Origin of the sequence: Bacillus piscicola (assembly GCF_022458745.1) — a bacterium.
Taxonomy (GTDB): Bacteria; Bacillota; Bacilli; order Bacillales; family Marinococcaceae; genus Alteribacillus_A; species Alteribacillus_A piscicola.
On sequence record NZ_JAJJJF010000009.1, the window covers coordinates 86,240 to 112,490 of the forward strand.

Annotated in this window: 26 protein-coding genes; 9 read left to right on the forward strand and 17 right to left on the reverse strand. The window is 40.3% G+C overall.

All coding sequences use genetic code 11. The annotated features are described in order from the left end of the window. Positions 1 to 100: 100 nt before the first annotated feature. On the reverse strand, positions 101 to 856 hold the full coding sequence (locus tag LOR49_RS13480) for a hypothetical protein (RefSeq protein WP_240377268.1): 756 nt from the start codon (positions 854 to 856) through the stop codon (positions 101 to 103). 126 nt (positions 857 to 982) lie between these two features. Further along, the gene (locus LOR49_RS13485; RefSeq protein WP_240377269.1) at positions 983 to 1,318 is read right to left on the reverse strand and encodes a hypothetical protein; all 336 of its coding nucleotides are present in this window, start codon (positions 1,316 to 1,318) and stop codon (positions 983 to 985) included. A gap of 237 nt (positions 1,319 to 1,555) precedes the next feature. Here LOR49_RS13485 and LOR49_RS13490 point away from each other — a divergent pair, with 237 nt between their 5' ends. The 4 genes from LOR49_RS13490 to LOR49_RS13505 all read left to right on the forward strand — a co-directional run bounded on the left by LOR49_RS13490 (position 1,556) and on the right by LOR49_RS13505 (position 5,916). Beyond that, positions 1,556 to 2,227 (forward strand): helix-turn-helix transcriptional regulator, encoded by a 672-nt coding sequence (locus tag LOR49_RS13490; RefSeq protein ID WP_240377270.1) that lies wholly within the window; start codon positions 1,556 to 1,558, stop codon positions 2,225 to 2,227. A 367-nt stretch (positions 2,228 to 2,594) separates the two neighbouring features. Next, positions 2,595 to 2,858, forward strand: coding sequence for a hypothetical protein (locus LOR49_RS13495; protein WP_240377271.1), 264 nt, complete (start codon positions 2,595 to 2,597; stop codon positions 2,856 to 2,858). Positions 2,859 to 2,912: 54 nt separating this feature from the next. After that, a complete protein-coding gene (gene ltrA, locus LOR49_RS13500) occupies positions 2,913 to 4,175 on the forward strand; it encodes a group II intron reverse transcriptase/maturase (protein ID WP_240377298.1) in 1,263 nt (420 codons plus the stop codon). A gap of 508 nt (positions 4,176 to 4,683) precedes the next feature. Then, a complete protein-coding gene (locus LOR49_RS13505; protein ID WP_240377272.1) occupies positions 4,684 to 5,916 on the forward strand; it encodes a helix-turn-helix domain-containing protein in 1,233 nt (410 codons plus the stop codon). A 49-nt stretch (positions 5,917 to 5,965) separates the two neighbouring features. Here LOR49_RS13505 and LOR49_RS13510 read toward each other — a convergent pair whose 3' ends face one another. From LOR49_RS13510 to LOR49_RS13535, 6 genes are all read right to left on the reverse strand, one after another. Then, positions 5,966 to 6,643, reverse strand: a complete 678-nt coding sequence (locus tag LOR49_RS13510) for a response regulator transcription factor (protein WP_240377273.1) — start codon at positions 6,641 to 6,643, stop codon at positions 5,966 to 5,968. A gap of 292 nt (positions 6,644 to 6,935) precedes the next feature. After that, a complete protein-coding gene (locus tag LOR49_RS13515) occupies positions 6,936 to 7,508 on the reverse strand; it encodes a Rad52/Rad22 family DNA repair protein (RefSeq protein ID WP_240377274.1) in 573 nt (190 codons plus the stop codon). Between the two features lie 65 nt (positions 7,509 to 7,573). Further along, positions 7,574 to 8,209 carry a single-stranded DNA-binding protein gene (locus tag LOR49_RS13520; protein ID WP_240377275.1) on the reverse strand — a complete coding sequence of 212 codons (636 nt, stop codon included), beginning with the start codon at positions 8,207 to 8,209 and terminating at the stop codon, positions 7,574 to 7,576. Between the two features lie 11 nt (positions 8,210 to 8,220). Further along, positions 8,221 to 8,949 (reverse strand): helix-turn-helix transcriptional regulator, encoded by a 729-nt coding sequence (locus tag LOR49_RS17660; protein WP_240377276.1) that lies wholly within the window; start codon positions 8,947 to 8,949, stop codon positions 8,221 to 8,223. A 389-nt stretch (positions 8,950 to 9,338) separates the two neighbouring features. Beyond that, a complete protein-coding gene (locus tag LOR49_RS13530; RefSeq protein ID WP_240377277.1) occupies positions 9,339 to 9,716 on the reverse strand; it encodes a type II toxin-antitoxin system PemK/MazF family toxin in 378 nt (125 codons plus the stop codon). Then, positions 9,716 to 10,015, reverse strand: coding sequence for an AbrB/MazE/SpoVT family DNA-binding domain-containing protein (locus tag LOR49_RS13535; RefSeq protein ID WP_240377278.1), 300 nt, complete (start codon positions 10,013 to 10,015; stop codon positions 9,716 to 9,718). Before LOR49_RS13535 ends, LOR49_RS13530 begins: the two co-directional genes overlap by 1 nt. 340 nt (positions 10,016 to 10,355) lie before the next feature. Here LOR49_RS13535 and LOR49_RS13540 point away from each other — a divergent pair, with 340 nt between their 5' ends. Both LOR49_RS13540 and LOR49_RS13545 read left to right on the forward strand, forming a co-directional pair. Next, entirely contained in the window at positions 10,356 to 10,619 is a 264-nt protein-coding gene (locus LOR49_RS13540; RefSeq protein WP_240377279.1) for an AbrB/MazE/SpoVT family DNA-binding domain-containing protein, read from the forward strand. Position 10,620: 1 nt separating this feature from the next. Further along, on the forward strand, positions 10,621 to 11,013 hold the full coding sequence (locus LOR49_RS13545) for a type II toxin-antitoxin system death-on-curing family toxin (protein ID WP_240377280.1): 393 nt from the start codon (positions 10,621 to 10,623) through the stop codon (positions 11,011 to 11,013). A 66-nt stretch (positions 11,014 to 11,079) separates the two neighbouring features. On the opposite strand, the gene LOR49_RS13550 is transcribed toward LOR49_RS13545, so the two are convergent. Further along, a complete protein-coding gene (locus LOR49_RS13550; protein ID WP_090085136.1) occupies positions 11,080 to 11,910 on the reverse strand; it encodes a nucleotidyltransferase domain-containing protein in 831 nt (276 codons plus the stop codon). Positions 11,911 to 12,346: 436 nt separating this feature from the next. Next, the gene (gene tnpB / locus LOR49_RS13555) at positions 12,347 to 13,462 is read right to left on the reverse strand and encodes an IS200/IS605 family element RNA-guided endonuclease TnpB (RefSeq protein ID WP_240377281.1); all 1,116 of its coding nucleotides are present in this window, start codon (positions 13,460 to 13,462) and stop codon (positions 12,347 to 12,349) included. A gap of 84 nt (positions 13,463 to 13,546) precedes the next feature. On the opposite strand from tnpB, the gene LOR49_RS13560 reads away from it, so the two are divergent. Next, the gene (locus LOR49_RS13560; RefSeq protein WP_198297593.1) at positions 13,547 to 13,696 is read left to right on the forward strand and encodes a ribbon-helix-helix domain-containing protein; all 150 of its coding nucleotides are present in this window, start codon (positions 13,547 to 13,549) and stop codon (positions 13,694 to 13,696) included. Positions 13,697 to 13,791: 95 nt separating this feature from the next. After that, on the forward strand, positions 13,792 to 14,244 hold the full coding sequence (locus tag LOR49_RS13565; protein WP_240377282.1) for a hypothetical protein: 453 nt from the start codon (positions 13,792 to 13,794) through the stop codon (positions 14,242 to 14,244). Positions 14,245 to 15,073: 829 nt separating this feature from the next. Here the strand turns inward: LOR49_RS13565 and LOR49_RS13570 are convergent. Further along, positions 15,074 to 15,211 carry a hypothetical protein gene (locus LOR49_RS13570; protein WP_240377283.1) on the reverse strand — a complete coding sequence of 46 codons (138 nt, stop codon included), beginning with the start codon at positions 15,209 to 15,211 and terminating at the stop codon, positions 15,074 to 15,076. Positions 15,212 to 15,380: 169 nt separating this feature from the next. On the opposite strand from LOR49_RS13570, the gene LOR49_RS13575 reads away from it, so the two are divergent. Next, positions 15,381 to 15,812, forward strand: a complete 432-nt coding sequence (locus LOR49_RS13575) for a hypothetical protein (protein WP_240377284.1) — start codon at positions 15,381 to 15,383, stop codon at positions 15,810 to 15,812. Positions 15,813 to 16,110: 298 nt separating this feature from the next. On the opposite strand, the gene LOR49_RS13580 is transcribed toward LOR49_RS13575, so the two are convergent. From LOR49_RS13580 to LOR49_RS13605, 6 genes are all read right to left on the reverse strand, one after another. Continuing rightward, entirely contained in the window at positions 16,111 to 21,348 is a 5,238-nt protein-coding gene (locus tag LOR49_RS13580; RefSeq protein WP_240377285.1) for a ZmpA/ZmpB/ZmpC family metallo-endopeptidase-related protein, read from the reverse strand. 61 nt (positions 21,349 to 21,409) lie between these two features. Then, complete coding sequence (locus tag LOR49_RS13585) at positions 21,410 to 21,922, reverse strand: hypothetical protein (RefSeq protein ID WP_240377286.1); 513 nt, start codon at positions 21,920 to 21,922, stop codon at positions 21,410 to 21,412. Beyond that, positions 21,891 to 22,103 (reverse strand): hypothetical protein, encoded by a 213-nt coding sequence (locus LOR49_RS13590; RefSeq protein WP_240377287.1) that lies wholly within the window; start codon positions 22,101 to 22,103, stop codon positions 21,891 to 21,893. Before LOR49_RS13590 ends, LOR49_RS13585 begins: the two co-directional genes overlap by 32 nt. 63 nt (positions 22,104 to 22,166) lie before the next feature. Next, a complete protein-coding gene (locus tag LOR49_RS13595; protein ID WP_240377288.1) occupies positions 22,167 to 22,421 on the reverse strand; it encodes a hypothetical protein in 255 nt (84 codons plus the stop codon). A gap of 702 nt (positions 22,422 to 23,123) precedes the next feature. Further along, on the reverse strand, positions 23,124 to 24,287 hold the full coding sequence (locus LOR49_RS13600) for a replication initiation protein (protein ID WP_240377289.1): 1,164 nt from the start codon (positions 24,285 to 24,287) through the stop codon (positions 23,124 to 23,126). A gap of 712 nt (positions 24,288 to 24,999) precedes the next feature. Next, positions 25,000 to 26,214 carry a DNA polymerase IV gene (locus LOR49_RS13605; RefSeq protein ID WP_240377299.1) on the reverse strand — a complete coding sequence of 405 codons (1,215 nt, stop codon included), beginning with the start codon at positions 26,212 to 26,214 and terminating at the stop codon, positions 25,000 to 25,002. Positions 26,215 to 26,251 lie beyond the last annotated feature (37 nt).

The following is a 26,251-nucleotide window of genomic DNA, read 5'->3' on the forward strand; positions in this document are numbered from 1 at the left end:
AAGGAAAACGTGAATTTGGACAAAGGAAAATAAGGCCATTGCGCGAGCGCACATGTCCCAGGGAAGTTAAGTAAAAAAGAGACACTTCCAGAATTTTATGTCAAGTTACACAAAAACGATTTTGTAAGTCTTGACAAATTAAATCTAAGATATATTTAGGTTCACTAAAATCCTTAATATGCAGGCTATTCATCAGTGGCTTTAAGGCATTAGCAAAAATGCTGTGCGGCATGTGAAAAGAAACTCTTTTTTGGTCTTTATGTACTTTTTCGGTAATAGTAATGGTCTTAAAATATTGCAACCCTTTCTTTTTACCCTTTTGAATAGTACGCAGCATTTTTTCTGTAACGCAAGAGGGCGTGTTCATCTCCTGCTCCAAGTGTTTTTCTGCTTTCTTACGTTCTTTTGGTATTTTAATTTGATTTACATGTTTAATAGAATCACTTAATGTGCGTTCGTGCTCCTCTTTTGTTTCAATGACAACTTGCGAATCTACAATATGAGCTTCTTCTGGTTCCTTATCTATATCAGTACCGACGTTTTCACAAAAGTCTCTAACTTCATTTTCTGGTATTTCCTCTGGTATAATTTTTTGAACAAAGGGAATACTTTTCAGAAAATGGTAAAGATCATTTGAAATAGTTGATGTTTCTTCGGCTACTTTTATAAATACATAGCCCAGCGAGGAATTAACCCGGTTCTTTGACGGGGAATTAGAGGTTATTTTTGTTCTAATAATGGCTGGCGAAATTATTTTTTTGATCATTTGCTTCACTTTTTTATTGTCAATTTTATCAATCAAATATTCTAATTCAAATTCCTCACCGTTTCTGCAAAGAACCGCAAAATAACTCATGAAAAAACCCCCTCCCTATCAATTTCTTAAAACTTTTTACGCGATAGTTAAATTAGATTATGTTAGAATAAATATTATATTGCACACAGAAATTCTGTAATAATATCCATACTTTCAGTACACTTATTAGCACTTATTGAATGATTGAATGCTTTGTTTGCAAGCATCTTTTTTAACCTTTTTAAAAGAAGGTTCATACAAAGTATCTTTTTTCTGCTCACTGGAATTGTCAAAGGCGATTATTTTATCCATTTTCTCGTATTGGTGGTATAATTCTTGGATCATAGCTTGGATTTTTTTGTTTCGTGATTTAATGACGAGTTGATCGACTGAAATACCAGGGGAGAGAATGTCATTGATATTTTCTTTCTCAAACTCTGGTCGTATTTGTTTTTGAAGCTCATGGATTTGATTCTTGATTTCTTTTTTTAATTCGAGCCAGTTTGTCTTTTCCTGGAGCATGTTTTATTCCACCTCTTTCTTTTTAGGTGCACTATGCCATGTCGGGATAAAGATTTTATTATGTATATATTATGTGTTTATTATTGTTAAACACTGTTAAATAGGTTATATTATTTAACAAATATATAAAACAAAGGTGTATTTTACGATTAATTCTATTATAAATTATACATATATTTAATTAAAGGTCAATGATTCCTATTTTTTTGTTAAACATTAAAAAACGAGAGGTGTGTAATGAACTTGACTACATTCGGTAAACGTTTACGAAAAGTCAGAGTCGAGAAAGGGTATTCTCAGTTAGAGTTAGCTGAATTAATGAATCATGAGATTTCAAATGTCCGACTTTCTCAATTTGAACGTGATAAAAATCATCCAAAGGCAGATGAAATAACGACAATTTGTAATGCACTTGGTGTGGATGCCAACACATTATTTGGTCATAATCAGGAAGTTGAAAGCCTGGAAAATCTATACAAAGACCAAGATTTCCACGTATTCCAAGAGAGATTGTTTTCTACACGAGTGAAAAAGGATATTTCCAGAAGAAAATTGAGCAAGAGGTCCGGAGTACCGGTGGAGGAAATAAAACGACTAGAAGTAGAGGATGTAAATGAAATCCCTGCTGCAAAAACTCTATTTGATTTGGCAGCAAGTCTTGGTGTAACACCTGATTATTTATCTGGATATGTGGATCAAGAAGATGAGTTTAGCTCTAGGACTCCCCAAACAGCTGATTTGGAAGAGTTTTTAGAAAAGAACTTAACTGTATATAGGGGTATGCCATTAACGGTAGAGGATATAGATCGACTAAAAAAAATATTATCCAGCTTATTTTTTGAGGCATATGAAAGAGATCTCCTTGATAAAGAAAGGCAGGAAGATGAGGAAAACTTAGAGGATTCATAGATGCAATAAGGTTCCTTGATTGAGGAATTCGGCTTTTTTTGTCTAATTTTTCTTAACGTATAATATCTGCGATTGTCGGCAGGGCCCCCAATAAGGAAATATAAGAATAAAAAAAGAGCGAGAATTTTCATCGCTCTTTTTTTGACGTGTGCCCGGCATGTGCACACGCTTTAGGGTTCAAGTCCCGAACGGTGAAGGTTGCTGTAGCCGTTAGCTAAAGGCAAGGGTGTCCACCGTAAGGTGGAATCTGAAGGAAGCTGGAGGCAAATCTCCGACCTGAGGAACACGAATCTCATAGAAGGCTGTCCTTCTTGGATGAGGCTGCATCACAAGTCGAAGTCCGAGCGACCAAAGGGAAGGACAGTAAATGAGGCAGGTACATGGAGAGGAAGTTTGTGCACTTACCCGGGGAGGTCTGATCGGCACGCCGTACCCTTGCGGTAACCGGCTTCGAAAGAGGCCGCTGAACGATCAGAAGTCAGCCGAGGCCATAGTACCTGTTATTCTAGAGAACAGGGAAGGGCTGAATCATGTAAGGAGAATGACAACTTTACGTACGTACCACTTGATGAAGCAGAAACATGAAAACCTTCCTAGCGGAGGATGCGGTGAATCCCGCGGGGGACGTTAGAAGGGCCGAGAGATGGTGCCACACAAGAAGATACTGTCATTCACGAGGAGAGATATCATGTTGGAGGAAATTCTTGATTACTACAATGTACATCAAGCACTCGAAAGAGTGGAAAGAAATAAAGGGAGTCATGGCATAGATGGAATGCCCGCAAAATCCCTGCGAGAGCACCTCATGAACCATTGGCCATCCCTCCGGGATCAACTCACGAAGGGCACCTATGTTCCTGAACCCGTCCGTCGCGTAGAAATCCCTAAACCGAATGGAGGTAAAAGGAAACTAGGTATCCCAACGGTGACGGACCGATTCCTCCAACAAGCCATTGCACAGGTTCTCACTAAAGTCTATGATCCAACCTTCTCTGACCACAGTTATGGATTTCGTCCGAATAGAAGAGGACATGATGCGGTAAGGAAAGCGAAGTCTTATATGAAAGAAGGCTACCGTTGGGTTATAGACATGGACCTTGAGAAATTTTTCGATAAAGTCAATCATGATCGATTGATGAGAACGCTTAGTGAACGCATTAAGGACAAGAAGGTTCTACGTTTTATCCGTCGCTATTTACAGGCAGGAGTATTGGAAGATGGACTGGTTCGTCCAAACACGGAAGGTGCCCCGCAAGGTGGCCCATTAAGCCCTCTTCTCTCCAATATTGTGCTGGACGAATTGGACAAAGAACTGGAAAGAAGAGGTCTGCGTTTCGTAAGATATGCGGACGATTGTAACATCTACGTGCGTTCCAGGCGAGCTGGAATACGGGTGATGAATTCCATTACCCTCTTTATTGAAAAGAAACTCAAGCTAAAAGTGAACCATGAGAAAAGTGCAGTAGACCGTCCCTGGAAACGGAAGTTTCTAGGTTTCAGTTTCACTAACCACCGAAAGAGTCCAAAGATACGAATAGCCAAGGAAAGTATTAAACGGTTCAAAACACGTATCCGTGAATTAACAAGCCGGAAGAAATCTATTGCGATGGAAGATCGCTTGGAGAAACTCAATAAATACCTCGTTGGCTGGCTGGGTTATTATCAATTGACTGATGCCCCGAGTATCCTAAAAGAAATGGATAGTTGGATTCGCCGCAGGCTTCGAATGATTCGGTGGAAGGAATGGAAGAAAGTGAAGACAAAGGGAAAGATGCTTCGAAGATTCGGTGTCCCAAGGCCAAAGGCCTGGGAATGGGCAAATTCACGAAAAGCCTATTGGCGAATTGCCGGAAGTGCCATTCTTCACAAAACCCTTGATGACCAATACTGGGCCAGTCAAGGGTTAAAGAGTCTATGGAAAAGATATCAAACTCATCGTTGGACTTAGATGAAACCGCCGAGTACGGATCCGTACGCTCGGTGGTGTGAGAGGTCGGGGGTTAGTCACCCCCTCCTACTCGATTGAAAATAAAAGTGAATAACCTGTATTTACTAGGAATAAGAAAGAATGCTGTCTTCGCCTCTGCCATTATAATCAGATTAAAAACTTAAAACAAGTATTTCCTATTAGGATTTTATATGTTATTGTTAAATTCAATGATTCAAAAACGTTTATTTTTTCTTCTCGTTTATTTTTAACCTAAAAAAATATAATATAAAGACAGGGAAAAACCTACATACCAACCGTAAAAAAGAATGAGAAGTTTGGCAGCTCGCTCATATAACACGGTAGTTGTAGGTTCCATTGAACATTATTTAAATGTGTCATGTATTAATTATAATACCATACAATTAAGACGCATGCAACCGGTTCATGGAACTTTTTAGCCTTTCCACGCTCAACATTTATTCGGTTGGTGTGTACGGTCTTCCCTCCTATTAGGAGGTCATTAAATATGTCAGTTACTGCTCAACAACCACGTTTTTTAATTCCTTTCAAAGAAGAAAAAAAAGAAGGTCTTTCCATACCCTTTTTCATGATTCCCCAACCCCTTACCGTCTATGTAGCTAGAGGTGCTCTAAAGCCACTTGATCTATTGGTTTATGGCCTACTTGCTCAACGATACCGTTTGTCTCTTGACAACAAGAAGGATTACACGGATAAAAACGGCTGTGTTTATTGTGTGTATACGCTTCAAAAATTAGGAAATAAATTAGGATATCATAAATCCTCTATTCAACGAAGTATTAAGAGATTGAAAGAATCTGGACTGATCGCTACGGATAAGGATGAAAACGAAAACAATGATCGCATTTACGTCTTCTATCCGAAACAATCAGAAGATAATCAGCACAACAGTAGCCGTGAAGAGAACCATTCGCAAGTGGCGCAACAACAAGTGTCAGATTCCCTATCTACCACGTCGAAAAATGGTATTCATGCATATAAAAGCCAAGACGAAACAACAAAAAACCTTACAAATGAAGAAATTGAAGAAGAATTTAATCGACTGATGGCATTACGTGAAAAAAGGGAAAGGCAAAGTGAACAGCAGATCCCTGATGACTCCCTTGCAAACATAAATAGCGACACTGTGTTCGAAAAAGACCATAAAGCATTAAAACTCGCTGAGCAAGGTTGCAAGGAAGAATCAGACCGTTGCAAGGATGCAACTAGGCCCATTGCAGACATGCAACAGGCCGTTGCGCACACGCAACCTATGTATATAGACTCTAGTAATACTAATTCTAGTAATATTAAATCATCAAAAAATGTCCATGTGCCCGATCAGATAGTAAACTTCATTAACAAAAATAAAGATAGATTGACTGACTCTATGATTCAACAAACGTATACTCTTTGGGAAAAAAGAATAGTTAACAACCCATTTGCTTTTACCGACGTCCTAGATACCGTACTAGACTACCAGCCAAGTAATTTTTATCGATACTTTAAAAAAGCGTTAAAAGCATTTACTGACACACCAATGCCATCTCACCGGCACAGGGGGATCAGTCGTGCATTGCCTGTACGTCAAGACACACTCCCTTCCTGGCTGACTAACGAAAATCAAGATCAATCTCACTATTCCCAGGAAGAGATGTCAATACATCTAGCAGAATTTGAGCGTTTAATGCAAATAAGGAAACAGAGACGAGAAACAGCAGAGAAAACCTCTGTATGCTAAGTACAGTGAACGCACGCTTTTGTTCTTTGACAACTGCATAACCTACAACTCAAGGCTCAATTTCGTCAGTCACAGGAAGGTCGATATATCCATATTCAACGGCCTTGTTGATAAGATGAATACGATTACTTGCTTCTAATTTTCTTAGAATATGACTCATGTGGTCACGTACGGTGGAGACTGCAAAATGGCATGCTTCTGCGATTTGCCTGTTGCTTTTGCCTTGAATTAACTCCATGAATACTTTCATCTCAGCCTGTGTGAGTAAGTGTTCTAACGATTCTTTTTTTAAGCGTTTTTCGCTCATTTGATTCCGGTAAGGGGCTTGAATGTACCTTAATACATAATCTTGATATTCCAGTGGTAAGTAACCAGGGAAGCTCATCGCCTGTTTGAGCTCACGAATCCACCTGGATATGTTTTGTACCCTTTCCATGAGAAAATGATTGCACCCTAGTGTAATCAAGGCGTTCAAACCTGTGTAATCTTGGGTATTCACAATGGGAAGATAAGAATGTAACCTGTTTCTCCTCAAAAAAAATAGGATTTCTTCCATGTGCTGCAAGCTACAATTGGGGATATAACAGATACATTCCTCTTTTAGTTCTGTGTAGTCTATATCTTCCACAAAAGGAAGGGAGCCAAACGTTTTTAACTGGTTATCAAACGAGGAAGCCAGAATAGTCTCTTTTGAAGAGAATTCATCTAACAAAAAGTATAAATTCATACTAATATCACCTAATTCTATGTGGTTAGGGTTATGTTTTTGTGGTCTACATTTACTCTGTGGATCACTAGTGGGGGCTGCATTCTCTTTCTAGAGATACATAGAGAAGACGAGTGTCGTAATGTAAGGTGATTCCCGTTTTTTTTTTGTGTCACTTAACAAAATGATCGTACACCGCTGTAGCTTGCTTTCAATCGACTACCGCCGCTAACTATTACATTTCGAGGAGTAGACAGCTACATCTTAACGTGACATAGTGTGAGATAGATCATCTTTCTGTCGCCAAACACGCTCATATGTCTTTTTTGAAATGGGCAGGAACACAGTTTTCGCAGAAGTATAGGGTAATATGGTGTTCCTTTAACCATGTGATTTGACTTTCTGATAATGGTTCTTGGCACTTTTGACAAGTAGGAACGGCCACTCCTGCTGTTGCGTTGCGGTGTTTTTGCTGTTTACTACGAGAACCTTTCAGGTTCGTCCACCCCATCCCGAATAAGTCACAAGCATCCCGCAAGGCGTCTTGGGAAGCGGAACGTAAAGCATATTTTAGGTTCGTGGTCCGACCGTCTTGGTTTTTTAGTGGTGCTGTTCCAATGCCATCTCTTTTGGCTCCCATGATCGTTAAGGTGCCAATGACAAGCACGTCGCGATCATAGAACACGGGGTCATTGGATAAGCGCCAGCTCCAATGCTGTCCAGCCATTTGATTTAACCGTTCTACATAGTTATCCGTTTCGATGTACGAAATCGTTAAGCTATCGCTGATTTTGCGATGTTTGACCGCTTCTTTTGGAAATGGTTGTTGGAGAGATTCAAGTAAATCAGAAAAAGTAGTGTCGTCCACTTGTGCTTTGGGGTCCACTGGTGGCTCCCTCCCTTTCTCGACATGTGGGATACATAGAAATCACATGTGGTCTACAATTCACTTTAGCCATATTTCACTTGTTCCGCATGAACTTCATGAATAGTCGTTTGATGTTGGTGGTGCTGCCTTGCCTGTATTCTACCGATCACCGCTATCGCCATTCCTTGTCGCAGGTCATTGGCTAGCCGCTCGGCATAGGAACGCCAGGCTAACACGGAAAGGTAATCATTGACCGCTTCATTATTTTCTTTGGATGTATAATCGCGTTCGACGGCGACCGTAAACTGGCACACCGCAATCGCATCTGTTCCTACATAATGAAGCTCAGGATCAACGGTCAGCCGACCGGTAAAGAAGATGTGATTGATGTCCTTCGAGAGACCCCGTTGCGTTTGACCAAAAATCACGTCTTGAGCAAGAATCTCGTAGGTATTGATCTTGATGTCCGCTCGGACCCGTGATTGCAGTCGTCCCGTAATAGCGCACTCTTGCCCTTTTTCAAGGTTATTTGCGATTCGTTCTCCGTAAGAACGCCAGGCAATGATAGGAAGAAAATCGACTTGTTTTTCTCCGTTTTTCCCGGTGAAGGGCCGCTCACAGGCAATGGGAAAGCGAACGACCGCTATTCCTTGCTTGGTGTAATGGAGTTGAGGATGTACCGTCAGTCGTCCGTGTACAATACAACGGTTCATATCCATAGCTGGGCCTCCTACTTTTCCAGATAACCAGTGACGCGATCGATATAGTGAATGGTGCTTCTTGCTCGGTCTGCTGTGTCCTGTTTGAGCCGTGGAAAAAAACGATAACCATCTTCTGTGATCTTCCAGAAACGTCGGGTTCTCATTCGCGGATCTTCCCATTTCCCTTTTAAGAGAGGACCGGTAACCGTGTCATCTTCCATCTCCATCGCAAGTTGATAGACATATCCACGGGAAGGTGTCCAGCCGAAATGATCTTCAATGCTGCGCATCATATCAGCCATGACGATATAGGGCTGCTTCATGGCTTCTTGAAGGACATAGAAACGAAAAATGTCTTTAGTTGAAACAATATAGCTGAAAAAGGTTCGGTCTTTCCCTTCCAATGTGACGAATTGGGAAGGCATTTCACCGTCCCGTGTGATGTCATACAGAATCCGTCTGGCGACCACCTGGCAGTCTTTTAGTTTCGATACAACCGCTTTCCTTCGATCTCGAAAGACCTTTCTTCCTTCATCGGTAAGGGAATAGTACGGAGTCGTCCACTCTTGAAAAGAAACAGTGATCCATTGCTGGTGAAGCATCTGCTGAATGGCTTTTTTACAATATCGTTCATTGGGAGCTTGCTCTCCGGTAACGGAGCGGACAAGCTCATATATCTCCCTTGTGCTGCGATGCGTGTAATAAAGGTCTCGTGACGCAATCATTTGAACGAGCAAGTGCTGGGATAAACTAACCACCGCCAAGCCTCCTATTCTTCATACAAAGGTACGCAATGATTATACCATACACTCCCCCAGCCTCATACAATCACCAACACACTCTCCTCCTCGCTTCTCCTTTCTGAACTAAAACTTACCTTTAACTGTTTATTTCCCAACGTATTTATTTAATTAGTACGTAGGAACTTAATAAGTACGTATTGATTAAATTGGTCGTTTGGGGGGATGTTAGGCAGCACAAAAACATATAGGGAAAAGGAAGGGAAGAAAAGGAGGAGGGGGTTGATGTGTTTTGTATGTTACTAGTATACAGCATGGTGTTTACTGGGGGGTTCGTGTTAGTCTAAAAACAGGGTCACTATTATTAAGTTGTTTTTTTAACATAACCCTTTCTAAAAAAGAAAGGGTTATGTCAGGTATGTTGCTACTTTCGCTAAGCATTCATCAATTATTTCATCAATTTGATCATCTTCTGGATTATACTTCTTTAACACTTTTAGATTCCGGGCTGTCCAATCTAGTGATTTTACCTGATCAGTTAAAATCACTCCTGTTATGGGATAGCCTTCCCCGGCAAGAGATATTCCTTCTTCGGGCAATGCTACTTCAAAGGGATACCCCTTTTTTTGATTGGTAATCGGACAAACGACTACAAATCCTGTTGCTTCATTGAATTCTTTGGGCGATAAAACAATAGCATTCCTTCTCCCAGCTTGTTCATGACCAGCTTGTGGATTGAAATTTAAAACAATTAAATCGCCTCTTTCTGTGATGGATGCCGACATTACATTAATTCACGTCCCTCGATTCCAAAGTCAATTTCCTTGTGTCGATTTTCAGGAGTAATCTGTGCTAATAATTCTTCTAATTTGTATTCTTTTCGTGATTTCTTGGGTTTCAATGTGATAGTACTTTCACTCCTACTCACATTTATTTCCATTTCTGAACCTTGGTCGATACCTATTCTGTCAGCAGCTTCTTTTGGGATACGAATGCCCAAACTGTTTCCCCATTTTTGAGCAGTAACTGTAGACATGTAGTCAACCCCTTTACTCTGGTTTATTTTAGTTTCTTTCGATTCCATTATATCACCTCCGACCGAAAATGTATATACGTAGTATATACACGTTAGAAGGAAATGATACTCATGATTCTTCAAATACTTTTTTGTTTTTTTACTTTTTCTACATCAAAATTCGTAGGTTATGCGACTCTTTGACATCCTCCCCCACCTAAAATTCTAACCAAGTCAAAGAAATCCCAAGAATTAACGTTTCGGTCGCTGCGCTTCCAGTGTTTCTGCATGGAACGGATATGTTTTACATCTTCGATTTTAATAGACCACTGTGGAATTTAATAATTATACGTATTATAATGGTTATAACGGACATAATTATATATTAGAAAAGGAGGAAGGGAATATTATGTCTATGGTGGTGAATAATTTGGAAAGAAAAGTTACAAAGATTGGCCGCAGTTATGGTATAACCATACCTCTTGATATGTTAAAGGAACATGGCATTAAACCAGGTGATACCGTAAGCGTAACAGGGAAAGATGGCGAAATTTCTTTTAAGAAAAGTCGTAAAGTGGATTTGCCAGATGGCATTAGCTCAGACTTTTTTGAAGTACTAGAACGGAATACTCAAAAACACGATGAAACATTAAAGGGGTTAATCGACCGATAAGATGCGTTATTTGACTGTCAAAGAAGTTGAAGCGATCAATCAATATATCATCTTAAAGTATTCACCGAATGAACCAATCGGAGTGAAAGACCGTTCGATGCTTGAATCATCGGTTTATCGTCCTCAACAGTCAGCGTTTGGAGAAGATGCATACCCGACGATGGAAACAAAGGCGGCTGCCCTTTTTGAATCGTTAGCACAGAATCATCCGTTTCACAATGCCAATAAGAGGACGGCTTTTACATCACTCACCCAATTTCTTTATTACAATGGTTTTGATTTTGAAATGCTGAACCAAAAAGCACAAGAAGATTTTACGGTTGATGTCGTTAACCATAAAAATGATTTTGAGCAGATCGCTTCGATCATTAAAGAATACTCGTTCAAGGTTTGAACCGAAACCCTCAAAATTTGAGGGTTCTTTTTTTAGATTCAACAATCGCGCCCGTTTGCGGAATATTTATAATGCTTCAGTTTCAGAAATTAATTCTTTTAAGTTGTTTACAGCTTGGTTTGTTTTATCTTTATCCGTTGAAAGAAAGGAAACAATTTCATCAATACGTTTTTTATAGTTTATAGGTTTTATTGAAAAATCTTGAATCATGGCTACAGCTTTCTTTTCGTTGATGCAATACACCTTGTTTTTTGAAAAGATAACTTGATTCAAGCAAGAAATACTCCGAAAACAATGCCCCATCACGTATGAAATGTCGTCTTTATTCGCATTGGCTTCCATAAACATCAGGGAAAAAGAAGCTTCAAAGGAAAAATATTGAATCATCGCTTCTTGAAATTTCTCGGGATAAGGTTCTGTTTTCTTTTTTAATTCACTTAACGTACCTTCAGGGTCAGATAAAACATTACAAACAGCTAATTCCCCCATATACATGGCATTCAAATAACCGTGAGGATGTCCTGTTTGATAATGAATGGATACTAGACCTGATAAACAATCGTCAATAACTTTACTGACTCGTTTAATATCACGAAAGATAAGATCTACATGATAACCCTGTATAACTAACCAGCCACCTCCATTTATCCATTCGCCCCATTCACCTAAAGAAGTAATTAAATGCTCTTTTTTATCGTCATTAAGATTAAACGCTGCTTTTTCTATATCATTGGTATTAAACCCTTTTGATTCATCATAGTAAATTCCAATATCTATATCAGAATCTGGACTATGAGTTCCTCTTGCCCTAGACCCACCTAATACAACTCCTACTACACCTGGCAGTCCATCTAGTTCCTGTTTTATGTCTTGAATTATATTATCGACAGTTGCCATTATATTTCACTCCAATTTAAATTCAATAATCTGGCCCGATTGTTGCATTGTCGTATTTCAGCTAGTCATTGCAATTGTATCAAACTTTTTATGAATTTCGGCACAATCGACATTCCACATGACTAGAAAAAAAAGAAGCCCGCCAAGGACTTCATCACTTCACCATATTGCATGTCTTATATAATCCTTGGTGTTCCCCTTACGGGGCTATTTTTACATGCCGCTAAAATGGCTAATCCCCTTTCATTCGCAACTATCTCGATAAGATGGAGCTCTCCGAACATAGATTCCGATAAAATTCCCTTATGTATATTCGACAAAATATCATAATACATCCTAATTATTGAACTACCCACCACTTATCACCCTTTGGGTTGATTGAAGTGGGGGATTCTTAGGTCGTAGGTGCTTTTGATAGCCACCTAAGTTTACTAAGCTATCCCCGCAGCCCCTGCGGTTGTAGAAGCCTTATTGCTTCCTTTTTTAGATTTATTCCTGCGTTAATATCTCTGTCGTGGTGAGTATGACATTTAGGACAATTCCACTCACGAAGGTTTAGATTCTTAACGTCTTTGTGTTTATGACCACATCTTGAACAAAGCTGACTGGAAGGGAAGTTTTTCGCAACAGCGACCACTTTCTTCCCATACCACTCTGCCTTGTATTCAAGCATGGTTCGAAAATCTGACCAACTGACTTCACTAATGGCTTTTGCTAATTTGTGGTTCTTCAACATATTAGACACCTGCAAATCTTCAATACCGATGATGTCGTGGTTTTTGACAAGTTTGGTGGAGATTTTATGCAAGTAATCATTACGTGCGTTTTGTATTTTTTCATGGATGCACGCAACCTTAATGCGTTGTTTATTCCAATTAGAAGAACCTTTCTTTCTTCTTGAAAGAATTCGTTGCGCTTTTACTAACTTCTTTTCTAATGTGCGGAAATACTTATGATTTTTGTACACTGTACCATCAGAAAGAATAGCAAAGTCTTTTAAACCAACATCAATACCTACGCTAGAATTGGTTTTAGGTAATTTGTGCACTTCTGTTTCAACAAGAATAGAAACAAAGTATTTTCCACTAGGATTACGTCTAACAGTAGTGTTAATAATCCGTCCTTCTACTTCACGACTTTTTGCAAACTTAACTAACCCAAGTTTAGGTAGCTTAATTTTATTGCCTACAATAGCAATATTTCCGTTGGTATACTTTGTCGTATAAGACTGTACCTTGTTCTTTTTAGACTTGAATCGCGGTGCTTTATTTTGTTTCTTGAAGAATCGTGTATACGAATCAGCAAGGTTTTTAAGTGATGACTGGATAGCAATACTGTCCACTTCTTTGAGCCATCCCAACTCTTTCTTTAGTTTTGTTAGTTGGGAGGAACAAGTGTTATACGTTAATCCCTTTCCAGTTTTTTTGTACGTATCATTCCATTTGGATAAGAAGTGGTTAAACACAAAGCGAGAGCAGCCAATTGTTTTAGAAATCAAGATTTCTTGTTCTTTGTTAGGATAGATGCGAAATTTGTATGCTTTGTTGACCATTGATTTTCACCCCCTTTATCATGTATTGTTTTAATATACAGTAATTATATCATGTATTATTTTAATACACAAGGAGGGTGAATGATGTCTCAAGTTTTAAATATGCGTTATCCGAAAGAATTATTGAAACGTATTGATGAATTTAAAGAAAAGAAGGGGTTTACGACTCGCACCCAAACGATTATCTATCTTATTCAATATGCTTTAGAACAGTCGGACAATCGAGATAGCTAAAGCTATCCCTTGTCCGAAGGCGATTCATCTCCCACTTACTCGCTAACGCTCCTTGAAGTGGGAGTCTTCTCGCCTAATCAAGAGAAATTATTGATTTGGCTGAACAAGAGGGACTCGAAGCGTATATCACCTGGAAATGGGATGAAAAAGATCATGATGACAGACGATTTGAGTTTGCGAGCACCATGTCTCACTTCAATACCAAGCAGTTGAAGTGGTTATTTAAACGAGCAAAAGACTGGATTGGCGAAATACTTCCTGTCCTCCACCAACGGTTAGAATCCTATCAAAAATGCGAGGAAGCTTCTTCCCTGCCAGGAATGGTCACCTATCGCGACATCGCTCATTTTCATCAATTTGACGTGGAGTGGTACGTAGAGAAGGAGTACCAGCTACTGGAACACGCTAGGGTACATGGAGTAGATCAAGCCCTCCATTGGTTTGGAGCCTGTTTCTCAGAACGTCTTGCGCAGCATCGCCAGAGATTTCCGCTGGAAGAATGGAAGTTTGAGGATTATCTCTTAGCCCATGCTCCTCTGCTTCCTTAGTGAAACAGCAGACTAAAAATTATAACCAACAGTCCTTCAAACCTGTATTTATCAATGGTTTTGCGGACAAATAGCCCCCTGTTTTTGAAAAATATTAAAAGAGGGGTTTTAGGTATGCTCTTTTACCTGTTGCCTTTCTTTTTTGTTTTTCTTTGCTTTTATCCTTTTCCTTTTCTTCCCTTCTAACCACTATTAAGAGTACAACGTTGTATATTCATTCCTCTGTTTATCCTTATTTTCAGCCATATCTCTTAAAAAAACAAAAACATACATGAGGATAAAATATGGTTAACACCTTATCAATTGCTTATTCTCTTACAAAACCAAAAACCTTTGTCTGGACATTGTGAAAGGAGGGGATAACCGCCACAAAAAAAGCTACTTCATGGGAAGCATGTTCATTCATTGGGTTGTATCAATATTCTTTTGTTTTTTTAAGGATAATTGTAATCGTATTTTCGCTTTTTTAATAGTTATGGCTTCATAATTTCGGTTTTTTGTTTGGGTTACAAAGGGAAACGCTTGCGCCAGAACAAGTAGCAACGTTGTATAGAAGCTTTCCTTCTTAAAAGTCCTTCTAAATAAAAGCTTTCTTTTAGTAAAAACAAATGTTAATTCTCTTTCTGTATACCCGTGAAACTTGTTTTTAACTCACTTTTTCATGCCCATTAACATTCTCAAACCACATGGAGGACACATATTCATCTCCACAAGTGATCTACATGCCACATGTATACCACTGATCACTTGTACCTCACATATGCTTTTCCTCATTCTCTGGTGCATGGAATGTACCACAAAACATCGTCGTTTACTTATTTCGTCTACGTTAGGATTTTGTTTCTGTTCTTTGGCACAACCACGATCTTTCAACTCTTGCCGCCAAATAACGATCTAACTCTTCTAACAACTGATCCACCTCTTCTTTTGTTGGTACAGTATTGGTCTCTTTAGGAACATGCTTCATTGTTCTCCCTCTTTCAAAACTATTTTACTACTACTATTTTATCATGAAGAATAAATTTTTTAAATATTGAAAGTATAGATGTTCAATCAGTAGGCACAACAGGACATTTAATTTAGGTTACTTATATTGTAAAATAAAAGTAACTTTTATTAGTGGGAGGAACTGAAAAATGAATGCAACTCACTTATGCGATCGCTGTGATGGACGTGATAATGTGAAGCAAATCCATATCAACGACGAACTTAAAGTATACTGTCAGCATTGCTACACTGAATTGTTCTCGAAGAAAAAGCCTGTGGGTCGTCCACCGGTTGGTACGACTAAAAAAATCTCTTTAACACTCCCAGAGCATGAATGGGAATGGTTTGAGAAAGAAGCTCAAGGAAATCGTTCGCAATTCCTGCGCCACCTGGTTTGGGAAGCTCAGTCTACGGAAAATAAGTGGAGTAATCAAGCCTGCCTTGGTTATGCGATCGTTGGAGCCCAAAAGCTTGGTTATGAAGAAAAACAAATCAAAGAGCTTATCCAGGCCATCTATGGTGTATTTGATGTAAAGTCCATTACAGAGGCTGAGGATATGTATCGTGATTCTCCTTACTAAAAGTTTAAGATAACCACACGACACTACAAACAAAAAACCGATCCCTAACTGAAATTATTAGTAAGGGTTCGGTTCTATTTTCACGCTTAATTCCTATTTCCTATTGGGAAAGGAGTTTTCGTAAATAATTTGGGCATTCATGTAGAGTACATATAGAGAACATTCCACATGTAGACCACAAATTGTCTTTCACATGGACTGCACATTCCACATGTAGACCACAAAATGGGTTTTTTTACAGGGAAGCAAAAAGAAGCGCACAGACCCGTGTGAAAGCCTGCGCGCTGTTTGAACAATCTTATTCGATGGTAATAGAAAGAGTGTTTTCTGAATCGGCTTCCTCCACTAGACTAATGTATCCCCTATAAAATAGGTCATAGTCGCCAGGGGGTAGATTCTCGATGTGCGCTGTGCCGTTATCGTTGATTGTAAATACAGAAACTCTTCCTTCGTTGTCAAAAGCGGCTACTACATTGCCGGCTTTCGCTTTGTCTAATTGAAGCGTGTACCCATCCGCTTCTTTCGTCACCGCCACCTCTTCCGAGGCTGGTTTACCGATCACAACGGAAAAAGCATGCTGCTCGCCGTCTATGAACAGGTCATAAATGCCGTTCTTCAAGGAGCGTAGCTTCACTTTTCCTTTCCTAGCGGTAGCGGTTTGAACCAACTCATCGGCTTGTTTCAGTTCCACCTCCGAACCTTTGGGCAACCCTTCCATCTGGAGAGTCTTACTACCACGAAAGCCGTCTTTTATGGTAAACGGTGTGGTGACAAGAGACGGTTCATCCGGCTCCGGCGCTCCCGGATCTCCGACGGTAAACGTGTCTTGGTGCTTCTCTCCTTCGACGTACACGTCATAGGTGCCAACGGCAACCTCACCGAATTGGACTTCGCCGCGAAGCGATGTAGCGGTAGCGACGGCTTTATCGTCAGCTTTCAGCAAAAAGGATACCCCGTCTTGAAGTCCTTCCATCGAGAAGCCGATGGATCCCCGGTAGCCGTGAACGATTTCAAACGGTGTTGTGGTATAGTCTGCCGAAGAATCGCTGCCACCTGGCTGACTGCCGCCATTTCCCCCTGCACTCACGACAAACGGTTGATTATGCTTCGTGCCTTGAATATACAGCTCGTACTCCCCGTCTGCCACGAAACCAAAGTTCGCCGTGCCACTGGAAGACGTATCAGAAGCCACCACTTCTCCGTTTTGGTGAAGCTCCACACGTAACCCGCTCGCTAACCCTTCCATCTCCATGTTGATGGTGTTGCGGAAACCGTTGGACACTGTGAACGGTGTATCTTGGTAGTCCTCGCCACTAGCGTCGTTTCCACTATCCGAATTATCCTGTAACGAGAATGGCGTCTCATGACGCTTATCATTGATATACAGGTCATAGGTGCCATCGGCAACAATGCCAAAGTTTACTTTGTCGTTTGTGGAGGTTGCTGTTTTGATGACCGAGCCATCTAAGCGAAGCTCTACTTTCTGCCCTTTCGGCAGTCCTTCCATATTCAGAAGTACGGCATTACGGAATCCGCGTTCCACCTCATACGGCAACGCCGTAAAATCACCGTCCGGTGTTGTACCGCCCTCGTCCTCGCCGGCAGCATCTCCTACAACCATCGGGGTCTCGTGTTCCTGACCGTTAATCACGAGCGTATACGTGCCGTCCTGTAAGCGGCCAAAGTACGCTTCGGTATTTTTAGACGTGGCACTAGCAACAACTTCGCCGTTTTGCGTGACTTCCAGCGTTTCGCCGTCCTGGAGTCCCGTCATGCGAATGCCAATGCTTCCTCGAAAGCCTTCCACAACCTCATACGGGGTGGTGCTGTAATCCAGGTCTTCCCCCGGCTCCCCAGTGTCGCCCTCTCCGCTTCCATCTTCACCGGAAGCATCGCCGATGACCGCTTGGTCTTGGTGCTTCGCCCCGTCAAAGTACACGTCATAGGTGCCGGCGGCTACCTTTCCAAAATTTGCTTGTCCGTTCCGTGCGTAGGCATCATACTTTGTTTCATCCTGTTGCCTCAATTCAACGGTCACGCCGTCTTCCAGTTCTTCCATCTCTAACACTTTACTGCCACGGAAGCCGTCTGTGATCGCAAACGGAATAGCGGTATAATCTTTCGATGGTTCTTCATCGCCATTGCCATCTCCGATGATATTCGCAAACGTCAAGAAAGAGTAAGCACTCACGCTATCGTCGTTTGGCTCAGTGGATCGCACGCGCAGGAACACATCCCCGTTTTCCGTTAAAGAAATGGTGTCGTTATACGTGGTCCAGCCATCCGCATCGGTGTAATACTCTGCCACTTGGCCTTCCTTGACGTCGTGATAGTCAGCCGTTAACACCAGACTTTCCGCTTCTGGAGACGCGACTGTGGAGCCGTTCGATAGGTCGGAGAGATCCAGTAAGAGATTCCCGTCCGCGTCCTGCATCTCTGTGAATGTTGGCTTTGCCAGCACATCAAACGGTGGAATTGGATTGTTTCCGTCCTCATCCGTGATGTTGTCGCCATTCGCCGCATAAGGAATGATTTCATAATGGTACGACACCGTTGGGTCGATAGGCTGATCGGTATAGCTGTAAAGATCGTGCCCGGACACGTGATCTTCGGTGTGAATGATGGTGCCGTTTCGTTTGATTTCATAGTAAGCAGCCCCATCAATCGCACCCCAAGCAAGACGCATGTAGTCGGGTCCAACGTCTACACCGGGAGCGTCCGGTTTATCCAAGTCGCCGGGATCTTCTTTGTCTGTTGGATTTGGAGGATTCGAAGGTGTTCCAATATTCCCGTTATCCGGCTTCTCTAACTGATCCTCATCCGCCGGCGGTACTATCGGTGTGTTGTCGTCCTCATCGGTGACAGGAGGTGTAGGATCGCTACCATCCTCTCCACTACCAGGATCTGTTGAATCGTTACCATCCTCACCTGTACCATCCTCTCCACTACCAGGATCTGTTGGGTCGCTACCATCCTCACCACCCGTGTCCCCATCTCCACCAGTGTTCTCTCCGTCACCGCCGGAGCCCTCTCCATTTCCAGGATCAGTAGGGTCATTCTCGTCGCCGGAATCTGGGTCTGTTGGATTTTCTCCATCTCCATCCCCTTCTTCGGGTGGTGGATTCCCCTGGTCTTGATCCGCTGGCGGATCAACCACAACATCGTCCTCTCCTTCTGGTACAACAATATCGTCAATGATAATGTCGTCACCTTTGGTGCCATCCGCGAATATTGGTGTTGCACGGTAGAGATTCGTTTCACCTGGTACAGCCTTCGTGTCGGTGTAAGATGTACCGGTTACTGTATCCACAATTTCTCCGTTTTTAGAAACTTCATATGCCTCCGCTTCTTCATGGTTGTCATCGTACACTGGGAGCCAGTGGAAGGTAACTATTTGATAGGTATAAGCTTCTTGAATGGCTGATTCCGTTTCACTGTTTTTATTAACAGCCTTTAGTCGGTACTCATATCGAGAACCTTTTCGCAAGTTGTCGTCCGTAAAAGAGGTACCAGAGCTGCGGTACACTTCTTCAAACCCATCACCTGCGGTAAAAGGGGAGAAAGCAGATAGTGTACGGAATACACCCGCTTGTTTCGGACGACGCTCTAACACATATTCATCAGCGCCTATTAATTCGTTCCAATTGAGCGAAATGGAACTATTTGTAGTTTCTCCTACTACCAGTTCTGGTACTTCACTTAAAATGTACTCCCCTTTTACGGTGAAAGTCTGTGAAGTTAAACCCCCGTTACCGTCTCTAGCTGTAACTGTTATTTCTGTTTCCGCGTCTTTTAGGACTTCAACCGTTAATCTATGACCATTAACTTCAGTGGTAGCAATGGACTTGTCAGCTGATGTGGCATCGAATGATAAACTGTCTCCATCTTCATCACGGAAATATATATTAAGATCCTCAATAGTGATGTATTTGTGTTCATCGTGGTTCACGACTGCTGTTTGATTTTTGATATTTTTATCAATCGTCGGAGAATTGTTCGTCGTAGAAACAGTCAATGTTGAGGGGTCTGAGGCTCCACTTTCATTTATGGCAATAAGTTCATACTCATAGGTAGTATTGGCTTCTAACGACTCGTCTTTAAAAGTAGTACTGTTACCTTCATAAATTATTGTTCCGTCCCGTTTTAAAACATATGATTCTGCATCTTTATCTTTACCCCATTGTAGAGTGATAGAGTCAGGGGTTACATTAGTTTCTTTAAAATCTACCGGAACTTCTGGAATAGGTATTTCAGGCTCGAAAGTTAAGAACGGTTCAGACAAATAAGGGACACTTCTTCCTTCATCAATAGACCATGCCCCAGGTCCGAAATCAAAGGAATACCCTCTTGGTGCTCCTAGTTCCTCGTATGTTTGTTGATGTACTATTTGTTCATCGCTAATAAATTTATTGAAGTAATTGTTTGTAGTGTTAGTGGTAGATTTTAACTTATCACTAACGTGGACATTCCAATACCCACTATAAGTTGATCTGTAGCCACCAAAAGCTAATCCAACATCAGACTTCCCCACTATCTGTCTATTAAGCGCAAATAAATTCGAGTTCCTTCCAGCTAAGTTATTCCCCACCAATCCACCTACATAATCTACTCCGATAACACTAGATGTCGTAAGTACATTATGAATTTCCGGACCATTTGACTCGGATCTTCCAATCACTCCCCCTACGTTTATGCGCCCTTCAACGCTTCCGGTAGTGTATGCATTAACAACTATATCTCCCCATAAAAATCCTATTAATCCTCCAACGTCTTTTGTTCCATTGATGTTACCGGTTGAATAAACATTTTCAACAAAGTTATTATGTGTTCTTGTATCATAATACTTAGCTCTACCTATTAATCCTCCAACTTCACGACGGCCTGTTACATCAACAGTGGTGTGACTGTTTTTTAAGTCCCCTCTTAATTGACCAATAATACCCCCTACATAGTCGTACCCGTTAACACTGCCACCCTCTACGCTAATCCCACTTATCTTACTTCCTTCAGCCATTCCGGTTAACGTACCTGTATAATACCTAGCATTAATATCCACGTTTTCAAATACAATATCTCGTACTTCTCCATCTTCATTCACTAAGTTGAATAGCCCAACATAATCCAAGCTAGGTCTATTAATAGTTAAATTGGTGATTTTAAAGCCATTACCATCTAATGTTCCCTTAAAATAATTTATTGGTTCCCAATTAATCCCTGATAAATCAATATCATTGGCAAGCTCATAATGTCCTGATGTATTATTACGTATATTGTCTAAATCTTCCGGTGTTTCAATCATAATTACACTCGCCGCTTCCGCTGTCGCAGGGGCCACTTGGTCCTTTACAAACGCCAATGGCTTCGCCAGCACATTAAACGGCGTATTCTCGTCTTTCTGGTCGTTTTGCTGGGCATCCGCGCCCGGTGCTTCTTGCACCATCGCTGGTACGATCATGGTTGCTGCCAATGTTGCTGTCACAGTGGAGTACTTCCCTATATTAGAAATGGTTTTATCGTGTTTAGCACCTTTATTCACTATCAATACCTCCTAAAAAAGATAAATGAGATTTTCATAAATTTATAAGTTGGATATATAGCTAATCTCTTACATACGGTGTTGCCGACGCCATTTTAGTAAAAGACATATTAATAACTCCCTCTTCCATTGCAAGCGAGTCATTTAGCCGTAACGAAGGGAGAACCTGTAATATTGCAGGCTTGTGTTTCATGACAACCTTTACTTCTACGTCGGGATCTGGACTATTCATCCCTTTCATTTCGGTGCTACCATACAGTTCATAGCATGATCGCCCGCTCCCGCTACTGTCGCAATCCGGTATATCTCGTGCATTCAAGTAGCTTATTACGTCACTAGCTAACGCGTCGTTCATTTGGCCTTGATCGGCTGCTCTTTCAACTGCATAACTGCTGGCGCTGTGACCATAAAACGCAACTCGTCCAATCATGATGAGATCCGGGAGCAAAATGAAAAGGAGAATCATAAAAATCAAGGTAAGTTTACTCCATTCAAAAATCAGATAATGACCAGATTCATTCTTTAGCACATTTCTCATCCGCTTACCCTGTTGAAAAACGTTGAAGTGCTTCATTTGCCTCCACCTCATTTCCAATGAACTCGTTTTCCATACGGGTGTACTCGTATGCCATGATCACTAGGAAGATACTGATCACACCCGTAGCAACGATCAAGCTCCCCTTCACCAGCCCTAATGACTCAAAGACAATAAAGCCATCTTCTTCGTTCCACCATTTGATAAATGGATTTGTCATTTAAAAAACCTCCTTTCAAAAGAAAAACTCCCGCTATCCAGCGAGAGTTTTTCAGCGGTCGACTTACTGCCATCCAGTTTGCCCAGTAGTAGAAGTTCCCCAGTTCATCATTTCAGCGTTTGATGGGTCTACGAAACCATCAATACCTGTATCGGAACTGAAGTATTGTCCTCCTACTTCACCCCAGTAGTTATTCATAACAACCACACAGACTGCAGCAACACCTAGTGCAAGCAAAACACCGCCCTGTGTCAGACCAAATTTTTCAAATACCTGGAAACCTTCTTCTTCTTTTAACCATTTTTTCATCAGATTCATATTTCTGTATTCCTCCTTAAAATAATTTTTATTTTTTCTAAAAGGTTTTCATTTCGATTCTGTGGTGATGTCTTTTATAAGCACCACCTTACCGTTCCCTTCTAGTTACCTATTTGGAAAACGCATATAACATCTCATCTGAACCAATCACAGAAGAACGAGACACAGAGAATAACTTTGTAGATTATAGGGTTGGTCATAGATCGAGAACGTTACAAAATCGACATCTAGAAACTTCATCTAACAGCAGTATTTTTTATGTATCTCCCCCTTAAACACAAATAAACCCCCGACGTTGTTATATGAAAATCAACTTGTACGGTAATTGAATTTATGTATCCAAAGATTCCTGAATACAGGAAGTGAATACAAGAAATACATACGTACACTTGTTGAGATCATATACAAACATCGGGGGTTCCGGTAGTTTGGTTTATTATTTTTTTAAAAAAGCAAGTTATTTTTTGCTTACCCTTATAGTATTATAAGATTTAATAAATATCAAGTGTTTTTATAATAATTTAATCGTATATTTTTAAAAAAATTAATGAAAGAGTAAAATTACGCTTTTTATCTTAGGAACAAATATTATTTTTAAACATACAATAAACATTGAAACAGCACACACATCGGCTTGAAACTCTGCGCGCTGTATGACGTCAATGTGATTCCTTGTTCTGGTCATCGATGTTCCCACATCGTTTATTTTTTGCCCAGCCGTCTATTTTTCTCAATCATTTTATTTACCTGTTGGATAATGCTCTTACCAAACTGACTCCAAATACTGTTCATCTGTTCTTCATCTTCTATTTTCAAGTCTATTTTTAATACACTTTTTGCCGTTTCTTCAATTAACCACCCAGGTACAGTACCTTTTTCACCCTTATACGTATCACAAATTGCCTTACACAACCTATCGTACACGCTGCTTTCCATTGCTTCTGGGGCGTCATGCAGGTTTTGTAAGATACCCTTTAGGTAGCTTACTGGATAATTAACGCTCCCAGATCTCATTTTATTATTGAGTTGTTCCATTGCATTTTGGACTACCATTTCAGGATAACTCGTAATTTCTTTTAGATCATCTTCTCGAATATACACTCCTAAAGCAAAAAAAGCATTTTTTACTTTTTCTTCTAACGGAGTATCGGTCACAAAAGCTTCTTCATACGAATTAAATTCAGCCTCCATAAATTTAATATCGTAAAATTTTATTTTCTGGACGCTGCGACCTTTCTTAATCTCCTCGACTTCAAAGCGAAGATCCGTTTTTCCTTTGATCTCATCAATAGCCCTCAGTAGAATACGCTGTTTGAAGTTACTATAACGTTTATATTTGTCTTCCACATCGAGCATTTTCCTCAAATCCTCTAGATCAATGATTCGATGACCAATGACTAAGTACTGTTTGATTAATTCAAACATGCGTATAGAATGTGTACTTTTAAGACTGGAGATTTGCCTAAAGGTGTATTGTAGAAAATTCCCTTCAAGATTTAATAGGTAAGGCTTTAAATTGGCATCAAATCGAACTTCAATGTATCCGTCATTTCTTCTATATCGTATGTAACTAAACCAGTTGCTTATTTGGAAGCCTTCTTCATCCACAAACTTAATAGGCTTAGACATAATTTCTTCACTAATATTTTCAATTTCTTTATGGTAGGCATTTCCCTTCACGCCAATAGCTTGTGTGAATTCACGTACTGGTATTTTGTATGTTTTGAAATCTTTATCCGCTTTTTTAATCTTAGATGCAATATACAGAACTAGTTTATATTCTATCGAGCTTAAATTAAACAGAGCTTCATTCAACTTATTTGATTTAACTATTGTATCGTTTTCAATTGTTTTAAGAGCTACCATATATACCAGCACCTACTTAACTGTGTTCTTTAACATAATTATGGTACATTTTTCAAAGTGCGACAAGGCTACGGCGAATATTTAAAGGCAACAATTTTAGGATGGATATAGGCATTTAAAGACCTCGCATCCTAAAATTGTTGCCTTTCATTTTATATTTTCTAATTTTTTCACTCAATATATTATCCTTAATCCTTTCATTTCAAATTCATCCTATTTTTGTTGCCTTTATACGTGTTTTTTTATTGTCATCACTCGTTTGTTTATTCGTTTAGAAATTACCATCCTAAAACTGTTGCCTTTCCATCCTAAATTTGTTGCCTTACTGTGTACCCTTCTTATCCTAAAACTGTTGCCTTTATAAACAAAGTGATTGCTTTCTTGTCCTAGAATTGTTGCCCATCATCCTAAAATCGTTGCTTCTTATCCTAAATTTGTTGCTTGTCATCCTAAAATCGTTGCCTTCTATCCTAATAGTGTTGCTCATCATCCTAATAGTGTTGCCTTAATAGACTCTAAGGCTTGTTTCTAAAGGCTTTTTTTCGTTCTAAAACTATTAAATATAAAAAATAGTTAAATATAACAAATTGATAAAACACGTCCTAAAACTGTTGCCTTTCTTATATCATTTTTTCTTTAATGGAAAGTTCCAGATAACTAAAGTCACTATACTGTGTAATAGTCGGCTCATAGCATAACAATGCCAGGCTCGTTATCTATAATGACCACCTATTTTTTTAGCACGCTCTTTAGCTAAACCTGCAGCAGTTAAGGATGTCGCATACATAATGGCATCTGCTCCGTATCTCTCTTTAATACTGTCTACGGTCTCATTTAATTCTTCACGCTCTAATGATGATTCAAACAAGCTTAATTGTCGATAAGTTCCGTCCTCTAATCCGTTTAAACTGACTCCTAAACTCCGAATCGGGTAACCATCCCAAAATTTATCGAACAAATTCTTCGCTGCTTGATAAATGACTTTCCCATCATTTGTAGGTTCATGCAGGGATACTTGACGATGAAATCCAGTACGTTCATTTAAGTCTTGGCCACCAGCCCCTACTCCAACAACTTTCCCCATATAACCATTGGCGCGCACTCTCCTGGCCACCTCTTCACTAAGTTCCTGCAAGGGAACTCGTATGTCCTTCCACAACGCATAGTCTTTTGGCAAAGTGATATGATGACCAATTGCTTTATTGCGATTATGAGTGTTAGGCGATACAGGAGAAGAGTCGATTCCCCATGCTGTTTGATGAAGGACCACGCCGTTAATACCCCAACGTTTTTGCAACAAGTCTACTGGGTAATTAGCTAGTTGCCCAATGGTTCGTATTGCCATATTGCGGAAGTGCGCTTCCATTCTCTTTCCCACACCGAATAACTTTCCAATATCAAGCGGCCATAATGTATCTTCTAATTGATCTTGTCGCAGACGATAAATCCCCTTATTGTTTTTCTTTGCAAAGTGGTCGCATGCCATTTTAGCTAACGATTTAGTAGTGCCTATACCCACTCTGCTTTGCAATCCTAGATGTCGCAGAATATCTTCTTGTAACGAGGCTGCTACCTGATCAGCCACAACATCATCAACCTCTAAGAATTGTTCATCTATTGAAAATATCTCAACCTTATCGGTATAGCTTTGCATCAATTCTGTAATAGCCAGAGAAATCTCTATATATGTTTGCATTCGTGGTTTAATGACAACAACATGAGGACAATGATTTTGAGCTTCCCATAACGGCATCGCTGTTTTCACACCGTATCGTTTGGCGACTGGACATGCAGCCAAAATCACGCCCGATCTTCTTTCGGGATCACCGGCAACTACCACCGGCTTATTGTCCAAGTCTGGTCGATGTAGTTTTTCTACACTGGCATAGAAAGAAACCATGTCACATAATAGGATTGCTTTCCCCATAATCCAACCCTCCGAAAAAGGAACTAGTGTTCTGTAT